This window comes from Synechococcus sp. MIT S9451, from assembly GCF_047304725.1.
Lineage (GTDB): Bacteria > Cyanobacteriota > Cyanobacteriia > PCC-6307 > Cyanobiaceae > Synechococcus_C.
Map to the genome: position 1 here is coordinate 2,068,611 of NZ_CP138971.1, position 18,772 is coordinate 2,087,382.

15 protein-coding genes are annotated in these 18,772 nt (G+C 55.5%); 5 read left to right on the forward strand and 10 right to left on the reverse strand.

All coding sequences use genetic code 11. The annotated features are described in order from the left end of the window. Nucleotides 1-9 precede the first annotated feature (9 nt). Nucleotides 10-1,389: a 23S rRNA (uracil(1939)-C(5))-methyltransferase RlmD gene (gene rlmD / locus SIB72_RS10800; protein ID WP_413743860.1), complete on the reverse strand. Its 1,380-nt coding sequence runs from the start codon at nucleotides 1,387-1,389 to the stop codon at nucleotides 10-12. Nucleotides 1,390-1,469: 80 nt separating this feature from the next. Between rlmD and SIB72_RS10805 the strand changes: the two genes are divergently transcribed. Then, nucleotides 1,470-1,964 (forward strand): allophycocyanin, encoded by a 495-nt coding sequence (locus SIB72_RS10805; protein WP_115121605.1) that lies wholly within the window; start codon nucleotides 1,470-1,472, stop codon nucleotides 1,962-1,964. A gap of 926 nt (nucleotides 1,965-2,890) precedes the next feature. Here SIB72_RS10805 and SIB72_RS10810 read toward each other — a convergent pair. Beyond that, a complete protein-coding gene (locus SIB72_RS10810; protein ID WP_413743861.1) occupies nucleotides 2,891-3,964 on the reverse strand; it encodes a molecular chaperone DnaJ in 1,074 nt (357 codons plus the stop codon). A 25-nt stretch (nucleotides 3,965-3,989) separates the two neighbouring features. After that, complete coding sequence (locus SIB72_RS10815; RefSeq protein WP_413743862.1) at nucleotides 3,990-5,522, reverse strand: DUF3370 family protein; 1,533 nt, start codon at nucleotides 5,520-5,522, stop codon at nucleotides 3,990-3,992. A gap of 241 nt (nucleotides 5,523-5,763) precedes the next feature. Between SIB72_RS10815 and SIB72_RS10820 the strand changes: the two genes are divergently transcribed. Then, entirely contained in the window at nucleotides 5,764-5,946 is a 183-nt protein-coding gene (locus SIB72_RS10820; protein WP_413743863.1) for a hypothetical protein, read from the forward strand. Nucleotides 5,947-5,952: 6 nt separating this feature from the next. Here the strand turns inward: SIB72_RS10820 and SIB72_RS10825 are convergent, their stop codons facing one another. Genes SIB72_RS10825 through SIB72_RS10835 form a run of 3 tightly spaced genes read right to left on the reverse strand, consistent with a single transcriptional unit; the run spans nucleotide 5,953 to nucleotide 8,446 of the window. Next, nucleotides 5,953-6,618: a sigma-70 family RNA polymerase sigma factor gene (locus tag SIB72_RS10825; protein ID WP_413743864.1), complete on the reverse strand. Its 666-nt coding sequence runs from the start codon at nucleotides 6,616-6,618 to the stop codon at nucleotides 5,953-5,955. Nucleotides 6,619-6,666: 48 nt separating this feature from the next. Next, nucleotides 6,667-7,557, reverse strand: a complete 891-nt coding sequence (locus SIB72_RS10830) for an ATP adenylyltransferase (RefSeq protein WP_413743865.1) — start codon at nucleotides 7,555-7,557, stop codon at nucleotides 6,667-6,669. Beyond that, on the reverse strand, nucleotides 7,547-8,446 hold the full coding sequence (locus SIB72_RS10835) for a SpoIID/LytB domain-containing protein (protein ID WP_413743866.1): 900 nt from the start codon (nucleotides 8,444-8,446) through the stop codon (nucleotides 7,547-7,549). The genes SIB72_RS10830 and SIB72_RS10835 overlap by 11 nt, the downstream gene beginning before the upstream one ends. Nucleotides 8,447-8,559: 113 nt before the next feature. Between SIB72_RS10835 and SIB72_RS10840 the strand changes: the two genes are divergently transcribed. Beyond that, entirely contained in the window at nucleotides 8,560-9,294 is a 735-nt protein-coding gene (locus SIB72_RS10840; RefSeq protein ID WP_413743867.1) for an SDR family NAD(P)-dependent oxidoreductase, read from the forward strand. Here the strand turns inward: SIB72_RS10840 and SIB72_RS10845 are convergent. Continuing rightward, on the reverse strand, nucleotides 9,276-9,707 hold the full coding sequence (locus tag SIB72_RS10845) for a DUF2237 family protein (protein ID WP_413743868.1): 432 nt from the start codon (nucleotides 9,705-9,707) through the stop codon (nucleotides 9,276-9,278). The genes SIB72_RS10840 and SIB72_RS10845 overlap by 19 nt on opposite strands. Before the next feature lie 75 nt (nucleotides 9,708-9,782). Between SIB72_RS10845 and SIB72_RS10850 the strand changes: the two genes are divergently transcribed. Next, the gene (locus SIB72_RS10850) at nucleotides 9,783-10,013 is read left to right on the forward strand and encodes a hypothetical protein (protein ID WP_011933185.1); all 231 of its coding nucleotides are present in this window, start codon (nucleotides 9,783-9,785) and stop codon (nucleotides 10,011-10,013) included. Nucleotides 10,014-10,041: 28 nt separating this feature from the next. Here the strand turns inward: SIB72_RS10850 and SIB72_RS10855 are convergent, their stop codons facing one another. From SIB72_RS10855 to SIB72_RS10865, 3 genes are read right to left on the reverse strand one after another with little or no spacing between them, the layout of a single operon-like run. Further along, complete coding sequence (locus SIB72_RS10855; RefSeq protein ID WP_413743869.1) at nucleotides 10,042-10,314, reverse strand: DUF4090 family protein; 273 nt, start codon at nucleotides 10,312-10,314, stop codon at nucleotides 10,042-10,044. Nucleotides 10,315-10,347: 33 nt separating this feature from the next. Beyond that, a complete protein-coding gene (metH, locus tag SIB72_RS10860; protein WP_413743870.1) occupies nucleotides 10,348-13,968 on the reverse strand; it encodes a methionine synthase in 3,621 nt (1,206 codons plus the stop codon). Between the two features lie 57 nt (nucleotides 13,969-14,025). Further along, on the reverse strand, nucleotides 14,026-14,943 hold the full coding sequence (locus SIB72_RS10865; RefSeq protein WP_115121596.1) for a branched-chain amino acid transaminase: 918 nt from the start codon (nucleotides 14,941-14,943) through the stop codon (nucleotides 14,026-14,028). A 66-nt stretch (nucleotides 14,944-15,009) separates the two neighbouring features. Here SIB72_RS10865 and cobN point away from each other — a divergent pair, with 66 nt between their 5' ends. Beyond that, nucleotides 15,010-18,771, forward strand: coding sequence for a cobaltochelatase subunit CobN (gene cobN, locus SIB72_RS10870; RefSeq protein WP_413743871.1), 3,762 nt, complete (start codon nucleotides 15,010-15,012; stop codon nucleotides 18,769-18,771). Nucleotide 18,772 lies beyond the last annotated feature (1 nt).

Genomic DNA, 18,772 nt, shown 5'->3' on the forward strand with positions numbered 1-18,772 from the left:
TTAGCCAGCTTATTTTGCGAGTCTTAATAGTGCCAAGCACTCCAGATGCGTTGTCTGGGGGAAGAAATCAACGGGATGAAGTGCTTCCACCGCATAGGGCCCTTCAGGACCCGCGAGTTGCTTGAGATCGCGAGATAACGTGGCAGGATCGCAACTGAGATAGGCGAACCACGCTGGCGGAGACGAGAGAATCTGATCAACCACCTCGGAGTCAAGCCCTTTCCTGGGTGGATCCACCACCAGTGCCTTGTGGTGAGGCAAGGCTTCTGCCAACAACGATTTCACGTCACCAGCCTTGAAATCCACGTTCTCGAGATGGTTACGGGCTGCATTCAGTCGTGCCTGATCGACTGACTCACGATGAAGTTCAAGACCAAGCACGCTGTGACCCTGTGACGCAAGCGGTAGGGCGATGGTGCCAATGCCGCAGTACGCGTCGATCACACTCGTGATGCCGGCTCTCTTTTTCAGCCACTGACAAAGCCGATTCACGGCTGCCTCGGCCTGAAGGGTATTGACTTGAAAGAACGTTGTCGTTCCCAGCATCAATGAGATGCCGCAGAACGTTTCTTCGATCTGAGCCGATCCACACAGCAACTGGGTGTCTTCACCCAGCACACGGTTGCTTCGTTTCGGTTGGAGATTCAAGGTGACACCACGAACTTGTGGCCATCGACGACACCATGACTGGGCCATCTCCCTCAGGCCATTGAGAGCATTGGTGCTGCTCACGAGGGTGATCAGAATGTCATCGGTACGACTGCCAAGTCTTAGGCCGAGATGCCTTAGTGCAGGACCGTTTTGCAGGTCTGAATCAGCTGGCCAGCCTGAATCCTGCAAGTCTTGCTTAATTGGCTTGAGCAGTTCATCCAGACGCGGATCAAGCACAGGGCAGTGATTCAGATTGACGATTTTGTGAGAACCACGCCGGTAGTAACCCATGCGCAACCGACCTTCAACATCACGATGTAGCGGAAGAAGAGCCCTGTTGCGGTACCCCAGGCAGGAGGCATCGCTCGTGAGCAGAGCATCTGTTGCATGACTGATCGATCCCAGTCGTAACAACGCCTTTTCCAACTGGCGTTGCTTCCATGCTGCTTGGCTGGCGTCTTCAAGATGTTGCAAGGTGCATCCACCACAATCGCTCGCAAGGATGCATGGAGGTTTTCTTGCATCGCTTGCCGCCAGTAAGGATTCAGTGCGGCGACCAATCCAATGAGACCGTTTGCGTTGCTGAAGCTGAACACGGGCAACTTCACCGGGCAAGAGGGAAGGCACCACGATCACCCAGTTCTGCCATCGGGCAATGCCATTGCCGCGCAGGTCAAGATCTTCGCCGGTGATGGTGATCACCAGGCCTGGCAGAGGATTGGAGCTGATGTTGGCCATTGCAAAGGCGTTACACCCAAGCCGCCATCGGCGGTTTCAGGGCTTGGGAGCACTAAACTCACTTCAGCATGCCAGCTGTCATGAGCGTTGTTCGGGATCTGATTCTCCAGGCTGATGACGATCTCCGCTATCCAACAAGCGGTGAATTGCGCTCCATGGTCGATTTCCTCGACCAAGGTGCCGTCCGTCTCGCCGTTGTCCGTACCCTGACGGACAACGAAAAGAAGATCGTTGATGAGTCGGCTAAACAACTGTTCAGCCGAAAGCCTGAATATGTGGCACCAGGTGGCAATGCCTATGGTCAGAAGCAACGTGCCCAGTGCCTGCGTGATTACAGCTGGTACCTGCGCTTAGTGACGTATGGCGTTCTTGCTGGCAGCACTGAGATGATCCAGAACATCGGCTTGGTCGGTGCGCGTGAGATGTACAACAGCCTTGGCGTTCCGATGCCTGGCATGGTTGAAGCCATGAAAGCGATGCGGGCTGCTGCACTTGCACTTCTCTCTGATGATCAGCAGACACTCGCTTCCCCATACTTCGATTTCCTCATTTTGGGAATGCAGACCCCAACCTGATCAGGCCTTGTTCCCCTGAATCTCCAAGCAAAGCCGGTGACACCACCGGCTTTTTCATGACCAGAGAATCGTCGCATCGGGCTTGAATAAGACGTGGCACGAGACTAATCGTAAGACCCAGAAAATTCTCATGAGACTAGTTCTTTTTGCCCTCAGAGCTCAACGCTTGCCCTGTTCAGCCTGAGGCTCTGGGCTCCAACCGGAATCTGCTCTCTTACCTCTCTTATCAATATCGAATTAGACGTAAAACAAGACTCGTATTGAGTCTTGTTTTGGATTGGCAATACCAAGTTGCCGCGCCTCCTTTGGGCTAGGTCCCTTCGCTCAGCCTTTGCTGCTTCCCGTTGACCATAAAGCTCATCGGCAGGCGCTAGATCAATGGTTCAACCCTGCGTACCTGTGTCTACAGCAGGTACGCAGGGTTGAAAAAGCCAGTTCTGCCAGTCTTATCGCCCAATCGAAGGACCGCTGGACCGTTGCCACGAACGCTCTGGACATCACTCTCTACATCGATCGACCATATTTGTTGTTGGACCCCTTGTTTGTGTCCAGCTCTTGGCGCCCAGTGTTCCTGTAGTGGCATCAATTGGAATGATTGAAAAAAGAGTTCTTGATAGTTAGGCGCGGTCGACATTCCTGTTGGTCTCCAGCAGGTGCAGTGACCAATGGCAAGCAGAGCAATCGTGATCTTGTGATCACTGCCGTGATCGCGATTGTGCCTTCCTCCGTGATGATTTCCCGAGGCGATGAATAGGCTTGCCGAGACGCAACTCTGTGGTTTCGTGCTTGACGAACCTTCCACCAACGCCTCTCCAGTCAACGTTGCGAGTTCTGCCCGTCCGCCAAGGAGCGAATGGCTTGTCTGGTTTGTCGCGCTTGTGACGCAATCTAGGTCTGTTTCTTGGACGCAGAAGAGATAGGCGAGCCTAGCTTTTTTGACGATAGAGCTCGCGAAGCATCTGGTACGCCTCGTTCAGGCGACGCATCGCTTCAGTCGACCCGCCAGCGTCTGGATGCACATCCATCGCCTGCTTTTTGTACGCTTCGCGAATCACTTTCAGCGTCAGTGATGCCCCTGCTTGGGTTGGCAATGCGAGCAGTTTGAGTGCTCCATGCACGGTCATGGTTGATTCGAGTGTCTGAAAGGAGGTCACTTTTCGGCTTCTCTTGAAACGGTTCACGAATCGCCGAATCAGGGTTGGAATTCTGTGTACGAGCTCCGAGGTTGCGAAGGGATCTTCCAATAGGCCTGCAACCACCATCACCTGCTCGAATCGCGGCGTGGGTTCCAACCAGCCTGGACACATGTTGTTGATCACATCGGTCGCCTGCGACCAAGTAAACGTTCGGCCTTCACTGACTTCCGCATTGGGCCAGATATCTCTGCCAAGCCAAGTCATCGCTGCTTCCAACACGGTTTCTCCAGCTGCAGTTCCGTAAAGATTGAGCCAGTGCTCGCCAGCAGCACTGGCACTGGCGAGTAAATCCTGTTCGTTGGCTGCAGGCATCAAAGGTGCATCTCCAGACGGCTCCACTCCGGGGCGGGGATGCAGGCTCTCTCTGATCTGAGTGGTGCGTTTGCGGACGAAACCGGGTAAATCAATCCCTCCTGGGCTCGATGGCCCACTGTTTCCGCTTGGGCGCTTTGGTGGTGGGAGCTCGTCGTCGTCTTGGTTTCCCAGTTCAATGCTGCCTCTACCGATCAGGACCAACGCACGTTCTTCGTTGTAACTGGGTTGACGAGTCGAAATGCCAACCGTTTCAACTCCAGTGTCGGATTGATGACGATGTTGGTCAGGGTTCAGTTCAGTGCTGTCGTTGACCGCGTGATCCGTGTCTGCTTCGTCGTCCGTATTGAAGATCTCCTCCAGCAAGCGACTGAGGCAATCGCCTCTTGCACGAAGTCCCCATTCACTCTTCAGCTCATCCAGACGTCGAACGAGGGTGTCTGGAAGCTCAACACTGATTCTGCGTCGATCGTTGGACTCAGACTCAGTCACTCAACTCCTACCTTGCAGGCCAAGCCTATCGGCCTTGCATGCGCTCAAGCCACTGTTGTTGAGCATGTATGGCGTCGCGATAGCGCTGTTCCAGACTTGGACTCAGTTGCTGAGGCAAAATCATGGCTGGTGGCATCGCACTACTTCCTCGCCTTGGAGAAACGTACGAAGGGGCTGGGCTGTTGGGCTGGATCGGTACCGTCGTTGAGGTTGCGCGAGTTGCCGGCTGAGGTTTGTGATGCACCTGTTCTGGCACGACTGGCTTAACCGTCGGCGATGGTGGGGCAACACTCGGTGTGACCTTCCGTTCTTTTGACGTGGCTAGAGCACGTTGTGCGGCTTCCTGCATCTCCTGCCGACGCCTCATCATGGCAAGTTGCTGCACTGGTACAACACTGAGTAAATGCCCTGGTGTTGCATCAGCGGGATAGACAAGGCTTACTTTCACAGCATTATTCTGCCCAGGTTTGAGCTGCAGCTCGCTGATTGGCAGACTTTGACCTGAGCGCAAGCCAACATGCACTTCTCGGAAACCATCTTCAGTTTCAATACGAATTGATCCACGAAATGCAGTGAATGTCGATCGGCCAGATGCAACAGGATGACTCAGAACTAGATCATGAGCACCGGCACCAGCCAAATTCAAGTCAACGTCATATCGAACACCGTATGTCCCGACATTATTGACAGCAGAGTCAATCATTCTTGTGCTTAGAGGATTGATCTGTATCTCTCTTGTTCCAAAATGATGTTTATGAGTACTTGTCAGTGGGACGTGTAGGGAGCCTTGTTCCAGGTCATGGCGAATGGAAGCTTGATAGTGATCGCCTAAGGCAACACCTGCAACCCTTGAAAAGACTTGACCAGTCTCAATTTCTCTGATCCGATTCAAATAGATCCGCCCTGGTGCTAATTGGCCACGATCAAGCACAGCTAGGAGATCAGATTCTTGTTGGGTTTCCTCTGCAGCAACCACGGCTAGCTGAAACTGCCCATCGCTTCTTCCCCTCAGTAGTCCATTCGCGATTCCTCGAGCAGGAAGCACTGTGCTGATGATCACTTTCCTGCTGTGAGCAGGGATCGTGACTTGATTGGGGAGTTTCCTATCGAGCTCCCCTCGCAGCATTTGAACTGCAGTCGCGTCTCCTGGTCCGGTATTCCATGGTCTGCGACCAAGCGGTTTAACCCCCATCAATCTGTTTGGGTGGTAAGGAGCTTCAAAGCTGTTTTTGACGGATCCACGCTTGAACGTCAACGTCACAGGCTTGCTGCCTGGATTGATGGCGATGGCCGCGATTGTCAACAGTCCGCGCTGTCTTGCCCCTCCCATTCGACTGGCATCACTGGGGTAATACTTATGATGCATATGCAAGCCAAATTCACCATTAAATGTGAAGGCAGCATTGCGCAGTGGTTGGTTTGTCTCGCTGGCGACGGCCGTACCTGGCTGGGTATTAACGAGGATCCCAGCCCCCTTGACGATTTCTGGTTGATTGGAATGCAAGACCGGTACGTTGTTGAACGTTCCGTTCAAAGCGCGAGCACGTTGTCCGGCCATCAATGGCACATATGCAGCGGCAGGACGCGTTAAGCAAATCTCGGCTGTCGCAATCGAGACGCCTAGCAGGACTAGAAGTGGGATTCGCTGAGACAAGGGAGACCCCCTGCGCGGTTTTGAATGACTTGTTCCGTGGAACAAACTGCGCAGCCCTCAAACTTAAACACTCTCCAGACAGAAGCCAAGTGTCTTCGCGAAACTGATTTCGATACGCCAGTATTGACGGGGTTTCCTGAGTTTCATGCTTCCTCCCTTCCTGTGCTCACCTTCTCCCGGCATGGAGTGGCGCCAGCATCATCAGGCGCGCAAGATGGACATGTTGCGATTTTGGCGAGACGGTCTTGAGCGCCAACTGGCTGCGATCAATGCAGCCATCAGCACCCTTGAGACTCAAATGGATCGCGACAGCAGCAACCAGGTCTGACGTGGTCTAGGCGCTGAGCCCTTGGACAGCACACAGTTCAGCCAGTCGCATAAGACCCCGCCTCACACGACGTTGCACGGTCATTGCGCTCGTTCCGAGTTGGCCTGCTGTCACGCGCAGGCTTTGTCCTTCCAGAATCACCAACTGCACACACTGACGTTCCTGCTTCGATAAGGCCTGCAGACACCGAGTGAGCTTGTCTTGTCGCTCGCGTCTGTTGACACACTGCCAGCTCTCATCTCGAGCATGGCATCGAGCTCCCAGCGCCTCGTCGTCAATCGACAGCCATTGGCGTTGTTGTCGGTAAGCAGCAAGAATCCATTCATCTTCTTGTGTGCGCTTGTTCTGATTCGCCCTACTGCTTTGTTCCGTCGATTCTCTGATCAGCCGTTGTGCTCGTTCCTGAATGCGTCTCGGAAGTTTCACAACGCCACTGTTATCCCGTAAATAGTGGAGTATCGCGCCACGAATATGAACACGAGCGAAGGCAGTGAATGGATTCCCCTCACTCTCAATGAAGAGTTTTGATGCTCTGATCAGGCCTAGTCGACCAACCTGAATGAGATCGTCTTGGTCCTGCCCAGTTGATCTTGCGTAGTGAGCAGCGATTGGTTTCACCAACGAGAGTTGATTAATGACCCTCTCTGCTGTCTTGCTTTGTTTGGATGCCATGGCTTTGGTTGTGATGCAAGGGATGTTGTGACCCTCGTCTCCAGCCATTCATAAATTGGACTGTCTTGGCAACCGTGAAACTACTGAATGGTCGACGACTTCGGCCAGTAGTTGTTCGGGGCCATGCTCCTCTAGCCATGATCGTTCGGCTTCACTTGTTGCTAATAGATAACCAGCGAATCCGAGCGCATTGATACTAAATCCATGGCTGACATCGCAGTGTCTCCGTACCATTGCCATCCAATGACTTGTTAGCAGAATGTTGTATGGCGCAGCAGGTATTTGCCTAGATGCTGGCGTACCAAGAGAGAGTTCGTTAGCCATGTCTAAATAAAGTGTTGTTATGTGCTCGCCCTGATTGCTCCGGTTTGGATCTCGTCTTCGAACGGCTGTTGCCAGCTTGACTGGTGATCGTTCTGTTGAATCTGTGGTGTTTTGATTGATCATGTTGACAAACCAGCCTTCACGGGGGCATCGACTTTCCTTGTCGCTCCTAGGCAGCAATTGAATATGGCGGTGAGGCTGGCTGGCACCCGCATTCGGACCACTATTAAAGAACCACAACCCTGTTGTGAGTTCGTCAACCACCCCCACTGCATTCCAGTCATTGATTCCCAACCAGTCGGATTGTGCTGCCCAGCCTTTACTAATAAGGAGCATATGGCCTAGCTGAACTGGATATTTATTCAGTATCAGCGCATGCGATTGACCAATTGGACAGACCTCTAGTCGAGGATCCCAGGGAAGAAATGGATTCGGTTTTGGTCCTTGCTTGCGTAGATGTCTCGGCAGTTCGGAGTTCAACTCCCGGAGCTCAAAAGGTTCAGTACCAACCGATGGCAAGTACGAAACAGTTGTTTTTAGCGGATGCAATGCTCCCTGCTCAAGGGCGGTTTGACTGCGATCCAAAGCCAGTTGTTCGTAGCTTTCAATCGCCATTGAGCTTGATCCGGGCCAACTCAGCTCCGTTGTAGTACCGATTCAGGATCTCGTCGTAGGTGTATCCAAGACCCGATAGTTCCTGAGCCCCGGTTTGACTCATGCTCGCGCCGAGATGACCATGGGCTTCTTCGCTGATCTTGTTCGTGGAGGCATAAAGACTTTCCACCAGGCCTCCGCGGAATTTCAACACTTGATTGCGGGTCGCTTGGGTTGCTTGGATCGTGGACTCTGTGGAGCTGCTTAGGCCTCGGTACACCTGCCATCGAGTCGTATCTCCAAGGTTGTATTGCGTTGATGCCGGACGCACGATGTGGACCAACGCATAGGACCTTGCAGCGACGGCTTGGGCCTTGAGTGCTTCTGGCTTCCAGTGACTCGGCATTTCAGCGCCGACGACCGATGCCACGTAGGTCTCGAGAGGCAGACGATTGATGGCCAGCCAGCCCATGTCCTGCCTGATCAACTGAATGCTTCCAAGGTATGGATCGCCATTCACAGCAATGCTTCCTCCCTCTCCAGCCCGACAGTGCCAAAACTCTGTTTGAGTCAGTCGAATCAAGCGCTCCCCGTTGACTTCCTTGCCATTTGAGTTCAAGCACTGGACCCTTCCTTTGGCTTCCAATGACTTCACTGGGAAATGACTGAATAAGGCAATCCGCACCTCCGGACTCGACACCGAGTGCTCACCATTTGGTTGGCGCGTGGCTTGTGGCTTGGATCCTTCTTTGTCCTTCGTCAAAGGACCAGGAGCACTCTGATCGGCCTCTAGAAGGGCTTCCAGCAAGAGATCACCCTGCTCAACCTCCGATTCAGCATCCCAAGGCCTGATTCCCCTCTGGAACGCTTCTCCAAGGCTCCAGAACAGAAGCCCTGCGAGACCCAGCATCCCGATCGTTCGCTGCAGTGGGCCTCGCTCGATCACGCCTGGATGGTTGTTATGGGCATGCTGACGGTTTGTTCGTGGCTGAACACCAGCATCGCCCTCTCAGAGATTGATCCATGATTCGCAATTCTTGGAACGGCCTAGCTCTGGTGATTGGTGCCGGTGGCATCGGCCGTGCTCTGGCTACGACTCTGTCCGCAACGGTCCCTGAGCTGGATGTCGTCCTCTGTGGACGCGCCCTGCAGCCCTCAGAGGGGTGGCCTGTGGATGTTGAATCCCCCGAGAGTCTGTTGGCCCTTCAGAGTCGATTGCTCGCAGACTCCCGCCCACTACGACTTGTCGTGAACGCCACTGGACTGCTGCACCGAACCAGCTCTGATGGTGCCGGGATGCAGCCTGAGAAACGTCTCAAGCAGGTGAACACAGACCACCTACTGGCGAGTTATGCGATCAATGCGATGGCGCCTTTATTGCTTGCCCAGGCTGTGGAGCCCTGTTTGGCGAGATCCCGCCCCTTTCACTTCGCCAGCCTGAGCGCACGAGTCGGCAGCATCGGCGACAACAAAAGTGGAGGCTGGTACGCCTACAGGGGCGCAAAGGCAGCTCAGAACATGTATTTGCGATGTCTCAGCATTGAGTGGGCGAGGCGCTTCCCGTTGTCCACAGTCCTCTTGTTGCATCCAGGCACCACCGATACAGCACTCTCCAGGCCCTTCCAGGATTTCGTGCCACCGCAATCATTGTTTTCACCTGAGCGAGCAGCCCGATATCTGGTTGATGTCTTGCTGGCTCAAGGGCCTCAAGAGACAGGCTCATTCCTGGCCTGGGACGGTCATCCGATTGTTTGGTAAGCGTGTTGCTTGAGCTGATCAAGCGGGATGATTTCGAGAGCAGACTGTTCGGTGGCCTTCAGTCGAACCGGTGGCGCCATGCCGTCGTTGTAGGCCTGTTGCCAGCGCGGAGCACAGACACACCAGTGGTCACCTGGCTGCAATCCAGGAAATCCGAATTCAGGAACAGGAGTCGACAAGTCATTGCCCTGAGCCTTGCTGTAGGTCAGGAACCCCTCTGTCATGACGCAACAGACACTGTGTTGACCAAGGTCAGTGGGATCGGTTCTGCAGGTGCCGTCTCTGTACCAACCTGTCATGGGTTCACAGCCACAAGTCTCAAGATGGCCACCCAAAACGTTGAGAACGCTTGTGTCGGAGTGAGTTTGCACGTTTTCCCCGGCAATCTTGTCGGTGGAATTCTGCCTGATCATTGGCACATTGCGCGACAAGGTGGTTGACGGATCCCGGGGGCGAGGAGTTAAAGGTCGATCAGTCATGCCTCCTCGATGGATTGGGAGTTCACTGAAGACGCCGCTTTTTTGGCGCTTTGCGATGCCTTTCGCGAAAGCGGCGAATCCTCGGCGATCGAGTTTCTTGCCAATGGCGAAGGGGCGTTCCATTTCCAGGACCTTGCCCAGAACGCGGCCGGTGAGGGAATTGACCTCAGTGAGTCGAGTGCTCTGGATGAGTTCCAGCAAGAGGTGATCGACACCATGGAGAAGCTCTGCCAGGACTAATCCTGAACAGAGCCCAGCTAGAGAGCGCTCAACTGAAGAAAAAAGCGATCTCCTTGTCTTTCAGGCCATCCCAACCGGCATCGATCAACCGTTGGTTCAGTGTGTGTTGATCGAAATGCTTGGCTCCGGTCTTCACGATCCGGTTGCGCATTGATTTTTTCACCCCACTGCGTGCCCGCTTGCTTTCCAGGTCCATGACCTCGTTGTAGAGCTCCACCATCGGCACCGGAATGGGTGTGCCGTCGAGGTCGAGGCCAGCTGCGATTGCTTCATCGACCCCACCAGGTCCTGCGATTGCCATGGGAATTGTTCTGCAGCGGCTCAGGCTGGCATGTCAGGCGCTGAAGTAACGGGCTTGGCTATGGAGCGCCACCAAAGCGGTCGTGCTCTGCTCGGGCTCTAACTGGTCGCTGTCGTCCATGGAGAGGCCGATTCGGTCTGCACCCAGCCAATCGAGCTGAGGCCTTGAATCGGCCACATTCGGGCAGGCGGGATAGCCAAAGGAATAGCGGCTGCCGCGGTAGCGCTGGGCCAGCAGATCACGTAGGGCCGATGGTTCATCAGCGCTGAAGCCCAGTTCAAGGCGGATCCGAGCGTGGGTCCACTCCGCCAGCGCTTCGGCCATCTGCACGCCCAGACCGTGAAAATAGAGATAATCGCTGTAGCGATCCGCCTGGAAAAGCTCTCTAGCAAAGGCACTGGCCTTCTCCCCCATGGTGACGGCCTGCATGGGCAGGACATCGGTGGGGCCGCCCTCTGGGGAGAGATCCCGATAGAAATCAGCAATGCAATATTTGTTGCCGGAGCGCTGTCTGGGGAGATCGAAGCGACCAAGTTCAGAACTTGAATTCGCAGGATCGAAAACGACGACGGCATTGCCATCTCTGCCGCAGGGGAAATAGCCATAGGCCACTCGTGGGGTCAGCAACTGCTCAGAAAGGGAACGCTGCAACCATTCCTGCAGGACGGGCTCAGCCTTGTCCTTGAGCTGCTGTTCGTACTCCTCGCGGCTTTGCTCTTTGCTTTTTCGGATCTGCCATTGGCCAGCGAAGAGTGCATTGCGATCGAGATAACTGAAGACTTCCTCCAGATTGATCTCCTCTTCTGAAAGCACGTTGGTGCCCCAGAACGGTGGCTGCAGTGCAGGCTCCTCAGGAACTGCCTCCGAGCGCTCACGGCTGACGGGAGCCTTGGGCTTGGCCTCTTCCACCTTGGCACTTGAATCAGACCCCTCGGCGTCATGACTGTTCGCGTCCCCATTGAGCCCTAGGCCTTCGGGAATGGTGCCCAAGAAGCCCTTCTTGTTATCCCATTCATTGTCTTTTTTGGCCTGCACCAGAGCGTCCATGAATCTCAGGTCAGCGAAGGCATCACGCCCATAAATCACCTGGCCGTCATAGACCTCACGGCAGTCCTTCTGAACAAATCGAGGGGTGAGTGCCGCACCACCGAGAATCACCGGAACGGATATACCAGCCTCATTGAAGGCCTGCAGGTTGTCTTTCATGAATGCGGTTGACTTCACCAAAAGACCACTCATTGCGATGCAATCAGCTTCATGGTTTTGCTGGGCTTCGATGATTGCATCGACCGATTGCTTGATGCCTAAGTTAACAACTTCGTATCCGTTATTAGTGAGGATAATGTCCACAAGATTCTTGCCGATATCATGAACATCACCCTTGACTGTTGCAATTAAGAATTTGGCCTTGGCTGAACTTTTTCCCTCGGTTTTTTCCATATGTGGTTCGAGATAAGCCACCGCACTTTTCATGGTTTCCGCGCTCTGCAGCACAAAAGGCAGCTGCATCTGACCTGAACCGAAGAGTTCACCCACCACCTTCATGCCATCGAGCAGGAAGGTGTTCACGATTTCCAGAGGTTTGTACTGCCCCAGACCCTCGTCAAGGGCTGGTTCTAGCCCGATGCGCTCGCCATCAATGATGTGCTGCTTCAGTCGCTCTTCAACGGGAAGGTCAGCCAGAGACGGACCTGAGGCCCGGGCCTCCTTCGTGCTAACGCCTTCGAACAACGTGGTCAGTTCAGTGAGCGGGTCGTAGGTGCAGACATCGCCTTCAAATCGCCGCTTGTCATTGATCAGATCACGGCAGACCTGCTGATGGTCCTCACTGATTTTGATCAGCGGAAGAATCTTGGCGGGGCTGACGATCGCCGCATCCATTCCCGCCTCACAGCAGTCATGCAGGAAGACCGAGTTGAGGGTGATCCGTGCCGCTGGCGAGAGGCCGAAGCTGATATTGCTCACGCCAAGCACCACATGCACACCGGGAAGATCTGTGATGATTCGCCGGATGGCATCGACGGTTTCGCAGCCGTTGCGTCGGTCCTCCTCGATGCCCGTTGAAATCGGCAGCGCCAGAGGGTCGTAGAAGATCTCGTGAGCTGGGATCCCAAATTCGACCGCATCCCTGTAGGCGCGCTGGGCAATCGCGAATTTGCGCTCGGCCGTCCTGGCCATGCCGTCTTCATCGATGGTGCCGATCACCACCCCAGCGCCATAGGTGCGCGCCAGATCCAACACCTTGAAGAAGCGTTCATCGCCGTCTTCGTAATTGGTGGAATTGAGCAGACATTTGCCGCCGGCGACCTTGAGGCCGGCTTCCATCTTCTGCCACTCAGTGGAATCGAGCATCAGGGGCAGATTGACATTGGTGACCAAACGGCTCACCAGGTCATGCATATCCTTTTCGCCATCGCGGCCGACGTAGTCGACGTTCACATCGAGCACGTGGGCGTTTTCCTTCACCTGGCCGCGAGCCACAGCCACCAGCCCATCCCAGTCCTCAGCGTTGAGCAGCTCCCTGACCTTCTTGGAGCCACTGGCATTGAGCCGTTCACCGATGATCAGAAATGAGTTGTCCTGGCGATAGGGCGTGGTTCCGTAGATCGAGGAGACGGAAGCTTCTGCCCCAAGCAGCGGGCGTTCCTTTCTGAGCACTGGGGTTCGTACGTCCCGGTCAGCCGGACGCATCTCCTGTGACAGTTCTGAGAGAGCGGCGATGTGCGCGGGGGTGGTGCCGCAGCAGCCCCCGATCACCTGAACGCCGAGATCCTCGATGAAGTGGTGCATTGCCATCTTCATCTCGACCGGAGTCAAGCGGTAGTGAGCGACACCACCGACGTTCTCCGGCAGACCGGCGTTGGGAATGCAGCTCACCACGAAGGGGGCGTGCTCACTCAGATATTTGACATGCTCCTTCATCTGCTCCGGACCGGTGGCGCAGTTGAGGCCGAGAACATCGATGGGGAATGGCTCAAGGATTGACACCACCGCAGCGATATCGGAGCCGACGAGCATCGTGCCGGTGGTTTCCATCGTGACGCTCACCATCAATGGCCGACGTTCACCGGCCACCTCACATGCCTGTTCAATGCCAGCCAGCGCAGCTTTGATCTGCAGGGGGTCCTGACAGGTTTCGATGATGAAGAGGTCCACATCCCCTGCCAGCAAGCCCCTGGCCTGTTCGGCGAAGGAATCGCGCATCTCATCGAACCCCACATGGCCGAGGGTCGGCAGCTTCGTGGTGGGACCCATCGATCCCGCCACAAAGCGGGGTTTCTCAGGTGTGCTGTAGCGATCTGCCATCTCCCTGGCCAACCGCGCCGCCTGAACATTCAGTTCGTAGGTCTGGTCCTGGAGGTCGTATTCAGACAACACCAGTGAGGTGGCTCCGAACGTGTCGGTTTCGATCACATCGCAGCCCGCCTCAAGGAACTGGCGATGGACCTCCTGGACGGCATCGGGCCGTGTGACCACAAGATTCTCGTTACAACCCTCCAGATCCGCACCGCCGAAGTCATCTGGACCGAGATCCATCTGTTGCAGCGACGTTCCTGTGGCACCGTCAAACACCAAGACGGGACGCGAGGGATCATGCAGACGTTCTAAAAAGCGGGAAGCGTTCAGGGATGGTGTCTTTGAGACGGCCTGCATCGCTCACTGGCTTCAGTCAAGCCATTCTACGAACGTCACTTGACCCAAAACTGATCCCTAGGCCTCGAGTTCGATCCTGGTCACCCAATGACCAAATTCAGGGTCTCTCCCCTCTGTAATCGCCACCAGACGTTGTCTTAAAGCATCCATCACCGGTCGGTTTGTCGGTAAAACTGTGGATTCGAGTTGACGAATGGGAGTGATTTTCGCCGCAGTTCCTGTCAGGAACACTTCATCGGCGATGCAGAGTTCAGTCTTATCAACGGGGCGTTCGATCACCTCCAGTCCCATGTGCTTCGCCAGTTCAATCACGCTGGAGCGGGTGATTCCCTCCAGTATGTCTTGATCAACACCAGGGGTGATCAGGACACCATCGCGAACCAAAAACAGATTCATTCCGCTGGCCTCACTGACCTTCCCCCGCGTATTCATGAGCAGGGCTTCGTCGAAGCCGCTCGTGACGGCCTCTGTTTTGGCAAGTGAGCTTGTGATGTATGCACCACTGATCTTGCCACGCAAAGGAAGTGAGCGATCTTCCTGCCTTGTCCAACTACTGATTCGACAACTCACACCTTCCGGGGAGAGGTAATCGCCGAGCTCTAAACCGTAAATCAGAAAATCAGTCTCGATGTTGTGCAGACGTGGTGCGATCCCTAAATCGCTGGTGTAAACAAATGGCCGCAGGTAGATGGGCGTTGTGGGTTTGTTCGCTCTGAGTACGGCAACAAGAGCCTCCATCACCGTGGTCTCGCTCAGGTCAGCCAGCAAAAGCTTTGCGCTCTGGCTCAGCCTGCGGGCGTGACGGTCGGCACGGAAGAGCAACATCCCCCCAGGCCGAACCGGATCAGGGATGGCACGCATACCGCCAAATGCCCCTGTGCCGTAGTGCAGGGCATGGGTGGCGATCGAAACTTTTGCGTCTTCAAATCGCACACACCGGCCTTCAAACCAGGCGAACGGCAGAAACTGATGCATGGCGGAAACGGCCGATGGCCAAATCTTCTCACCCGCCCCCGCACCTCTGCAGTCTTCAATGGGGAGATGCATCGACTCAGCAGCCTCCCAGGGGCCGACTTCGACGACGCAATCACGCTCGTTGAGCAACCGCCAGCACCTGTACTGCTGCTCTCTAGCGCTGTCACCGACCTCACAGCATTAGCGCATTGCCTCTCCAGGCCTGAGGCTGTCTCTTGGCACAATCGGATCCGAGCCCTTCCCTTGGCCAGCCTCGGACACCCAGCCCAGATTGATCATTACCTCAGCGTTACTGCCCAGGATGCCCAGCTGATTGTGGTGCGACTGCTCGGCGGTCGCGGCCATTGGTCCTACGGACTGGATCAACTGCAGAAATGGCAGCAAGACCGAGATCATCGTCAACTGGTCGTGCTTGCTGGAACTCCAGATCAAGATGATGCGTTGCATCCGTTGGGGTCGATCCCAAAGGTCTTAAGTGATCAGCTGGCTGTGTTGCTGCGAGAAGGCGGTGGCGAGAATTTGATCACTCTGCTCAAAGCTCTTGATTCCATCTTGCTGGGCAAGACACAAGACCCTTCAACTCTCGTTCCCCACTGCATGCCAGACCCCTCACCTTGGCAGTGGGAGGAGGCCTCAGGCGCACGAGTGGGTGTTGTGCTGTATCGGGCCTTAGCGCGATCAGGCGATGAGGCCATGGCCGAGGCGTTGATCAAGGCCCTCCGTCAACGCGGACTGGTCCCTCGCGCTCTCTGGGTGAGCAGCCTGCGTGATCCTGTAGTCCAGGAAGGGGTGCTGAATCTGTTCGAGCAACAGCGCGTTGAGGTGGTGATCACTGCCACCTCCTTCGCCTCAGTGCAGTTCGAACAGGCAGGATTCGGAGCTCCACTCTGGGATCAGCTGGATCGCCCTGTGCTTCAGGTGCTCAGCAGCAGCAAACCTCGCAGCGTCTGGTCGAATTCCACTCGTGGTCTCGACCCCCTGGATTTGTCTCTGCAGGTGGTTCTGCCAGAGCTGGATGGGCGTATCACCACCCGAATCGGTGGTTTTCGTGAGGTTGACCTTGCCCATGAAGGCCTTGCCACAGCTGTCCACACAACGGTGCCGGATCAGCTCGGTCTCTCCTGGCTTGCAGAGCATGCTCGCGCCTGGGTCAATCTCCAGCAAACCGCTGTCGAGCAAAGGCGCGTTGGCTTGGTCCTGGCCAATTACCCGGTTCGTAACGGGCGTTTGGCGAATGGGGTCGGCCTCGACACCCCGGCAAGTCTTCTCAATGTGCTCACTTGGATGCAAGACGCCGGATACATGCTTGGCCAGGAGGTCTTACCAGAGTCGTCGACTGCTCTGATGGCAAGCCTCCTCTCCTCTCGTACCAATGACCCGGAAAGCCATCATCTTCCACCGCTCACCCATCTTCCCCTTAGTGACTATCTGGACTGGTGGGCCACGCTTCCAATTGCTGCTCGCGAGACGATCGAAGCGCGATGGGGCCCAGCCCATCAGGCTCTCGAACTGGAAGAGGAAGGGTTTCCCATTCATGGCTTGAAGCTTGGACATGTTTGCGTCCTGGTTCAGCCAAGTCGCGGCTATGACCCTGATCAACTCAGTGATCTGCACTCACCTGATCTGCCCCCTCCCCATCGTTATTTGGCCCAATACCTGTGGTTGCGGCTGGTGCACGGCACCCAGATGCTTGTGCATCTCGGCAAGCATGGGAGTGCGGAATGGCTTCCCGGTAAATCCGTTGGCCTCGGCGAGGGTTGTGGACCTCAGCTCGCCCTAGGTCCCATCCCCCACGTGTATCCATTCATCGTTAACGACCCAGGAGAAGGATCTCAAGCCAAGCGTCGTGGCCATGCCGTGATCCTCGATCACCTCACACCTCCACTTGGACGTGCTGGTGCTTACGGCTCTCTGGCAAGTCTGGAAGCTCTGCTTGATGAATATGTCGAAGCCAATCAGCTCAATGCAGACCGTGGCTTGGAGCTAAATCGGCAACTGCTTTCACTACTGAAGTCGCTCAACTGGCCTGGATTACCGGCTGAGCTGCTGGTTGGATCGTCAAAGCCTGACCTCTTCTCCAGCTCTGCTTGGACTGACTGTCTGGATCAAGTGGAGGCCTATCTCTGTGAACTGAAGGAAGCTCAGATTCGTACTGGCTTGCATCGTCTTGGCACCATTCCGGATCCGGACGCACTTGTGGAGCTCCTCATCGCTATTAGCCGAGCACCAACCGCGCAGGGTGTTGGTTTGACGCAGCGGCTCGCATCTGTCGTCGGTCTCGATCACGATCCATGGTCCGATGAAGACGGTGACGCACTGAGTGACGATGACCAGGCACTGTTGATCCAACTCAAGGCGAGTGGACATCGACGGGTGGCTGACGGTGTGGCCTGGCTGGAAGGTCAAGCCGCACTCTTGATTGGTTGCTTGCTCAAGCGTCCTGACCAAGAGCCATCCCCCCCCCTGCATCACGCGGTTCAACGTTGGCTGGACGAAGGGACTGACCCGGTGTTGCTCAACCTTCGCAACAACCTGATCCCCCGTCTTCAGGCTTGTGCAACCCAGGAGAAGAAGGCAATGCTTCGTGCCCTTGAGGGCCGACGTCTTGCCAGTGGCCCCTCTGGTTCTCCAACACGAGGTCGGCCTGATGTCCTCCCGACTGGTCGAAATTTTTATTCTGTCGATCTGCGTGGTTTGCCCACAGAGGCGGCCTGGGGCCTTGGTCGCAGAAGCGCCGAACGCCTACTCGACCTTTATCTCTTGGAGCAAGGTGAACCCCTGCGACATCTTGCCCTGTCCGTCTGGGGAACGGCCACGATGCGCAACGGTGGTGAGGATATTGGTCAACTGTTGGCGCTGTTAGGCGTTAGGCCGGTGTGGGACGGTCCCACCCGACGCATGATCGATCTCGAGCTGATTCCTCTCAGTTTGTTGGGGCGTCCACGGGTGGATGTCACCCTGCGGATTTCAGGCTTATTCCGAGACGCTTTCCCTCATTTAATTGAGTGGGTGAGTCGGGCCCAATCTCTCGTAGCCAATCTGGATGAACCGGAAGCCATGAACCCCTTAGCGGCTCTATCCCGTAACCAGGGACATCAGCCGCGGATCTTTGGATCGGCACCAGGGGCCTACGGAGCTGGTCTCCAGGCGTTGATTGACTCAGGACAGTGGGAAGAGCGCAGTGATCTTGGCGAGGCCTATCTCGAATGGAGCCAATGGAGCTACGACGGATCTCTTGAGCCTCAAAAGGATCGATCCGGTCTAGAGCGCAGTCTCTCCAGGGTGCAAGTGGTCTTGCATAACCAGGACAATCGCGAACACGATCTGCTCGATTCCGATGATTACTACCAGTTCCATGGCGGACTTGCTGCGGCTGTGACACGGATCAATGGCAACAGCCCGGCCCTTTGGTTTGCAGATCATTCCCGTCAGGAACGACTTCGGATCCACCGTCTCGAACAAGAGATCGACAAGGTGATGCGCAGCCGTCTTCTCAATCCTCGCTGGATGAATGGCATGCAGAAGCATGGCTACAAGGGAGCCTTTGAGATGGCAGCAAGCCTCGACTACCTGTTTGCGTACGATGCTGCGACAGGAGTCATTCCTGATTGGTGTTACGACGCTCTCCAGACGCAATGGTTAGATGCGTCTGGACCTCGTGACTTCCTGATGCAACACAATCCATGGGCGCTTCGAGATATGGCTGAGCGTCTTCTGGAAGCTGCGAATCGTGGATTGTGGAGCAGCGTCGATCCGCTCAGGCTTGCCAGGCTTCGCAAGCTGGTTCTCCAGGCCGAAACGGCCGTGGAGAACGGCAGCTTTGGTTGAA

Bases quoted from the DNA above. Each gene is read 5' to 3' on its own strand.
- cobN (WP_413743871.1), top strand. From the start codon at position 15,010: ATGCATCGACTCAGCAGCCTCCCAGGGGCCGACTTCGACGACGCAATC.
- SIB72_RS10835 (WP_413743866.1), bottom strand. From the start codon at position 8,446: ATGCTGGGTCTCGCAGGGCTTCTGTTCTGGAGCCTTGGAGAAGCGTTC.
- SIB72_RS10840 (WP_413743867.1), top strand. From the start codon at position 8,560: ATGATTCGCAATTCTTGGAACGGCCTAGCTCTGGTGATTGGTGCCGGT.
- metH (WP_413743870.1), bottom strand. From the start codon at position 13,968: ATGCAGGCCGTCTCAAAGACACCATCCCTGAACGCTTCCCGCTTTTTA.
- SIB72_RS10855 (WP_413743869.1), bottom strand. From the start codon at position 10,314: ATGGCAATCGCAGGACCTGGTGGGGTCGATGAAGCAATCGCAGCTGGC.
- SIB72_RS10805 (WP_115121605.1), top strand. From the start codon at position 1,470: ATGAGCGTTGTTCGGGATCTGATTCTCCAGGCTGATGACGATCTCCGC.
- SIB72_RS10815 (WP_413743862.1), bottom strand. From the start codon at position 5,522: ATGGCCGGACAACGTGCTCGCGCTTTGAACGGAACGTTCAACAACGTA.
- SIB72_RS10820 (WP_413743863.1), top strand. From the start codon at position 5,764: ATGCTTCCTCCCTTCCTGTGCTCACCTTCTCCCGGCATGGAGTGGCGC.
- SIB72_RS10865 (WP_115121596.1), bottom strand. From the start codon at position 14,943: ATGCATCAGTTTCTGCCGTTCGCCTGGTTTGAAGGCCGGTGTGTGCGA.
- SIB72_RS10850 (WP_011933185.1), top strand. From the start codon at position 9,783: ATGGATTGGGAGTTCACTGAAGACGCCGCTTTTTTGGCGCTTTGCGAT.
- SIB72_RS10845 (WP_413743868.1), bottom strand. From the start codon at position 9,707: ATGATCAGGCAGAATTCCACCGACAAGATTGCCGGGGAAAACGTGCAA.
- rlmD (WP_413743860.1), bottom strand. From the start codon at position 1,389: ATGGCCAACATCAGCTCCAATCCTCTGCCAGGCCTGGTGATCACCATC.
- SIB72_RS10830 (WP_413743865.1), bottom strand. From the start codon at position 7,557: ATGGCGATTGAAAGCTACGAACAACTGGCTTTGGATCGCAGTCAAACC.
- SIB72_RS10825 (WP_413743864.1), bottom strand. From the start codon at position 6,618: ATGGCATCCAAACAAAGCAAGACAGCAGAGAGGGTCATTAATCAACTC.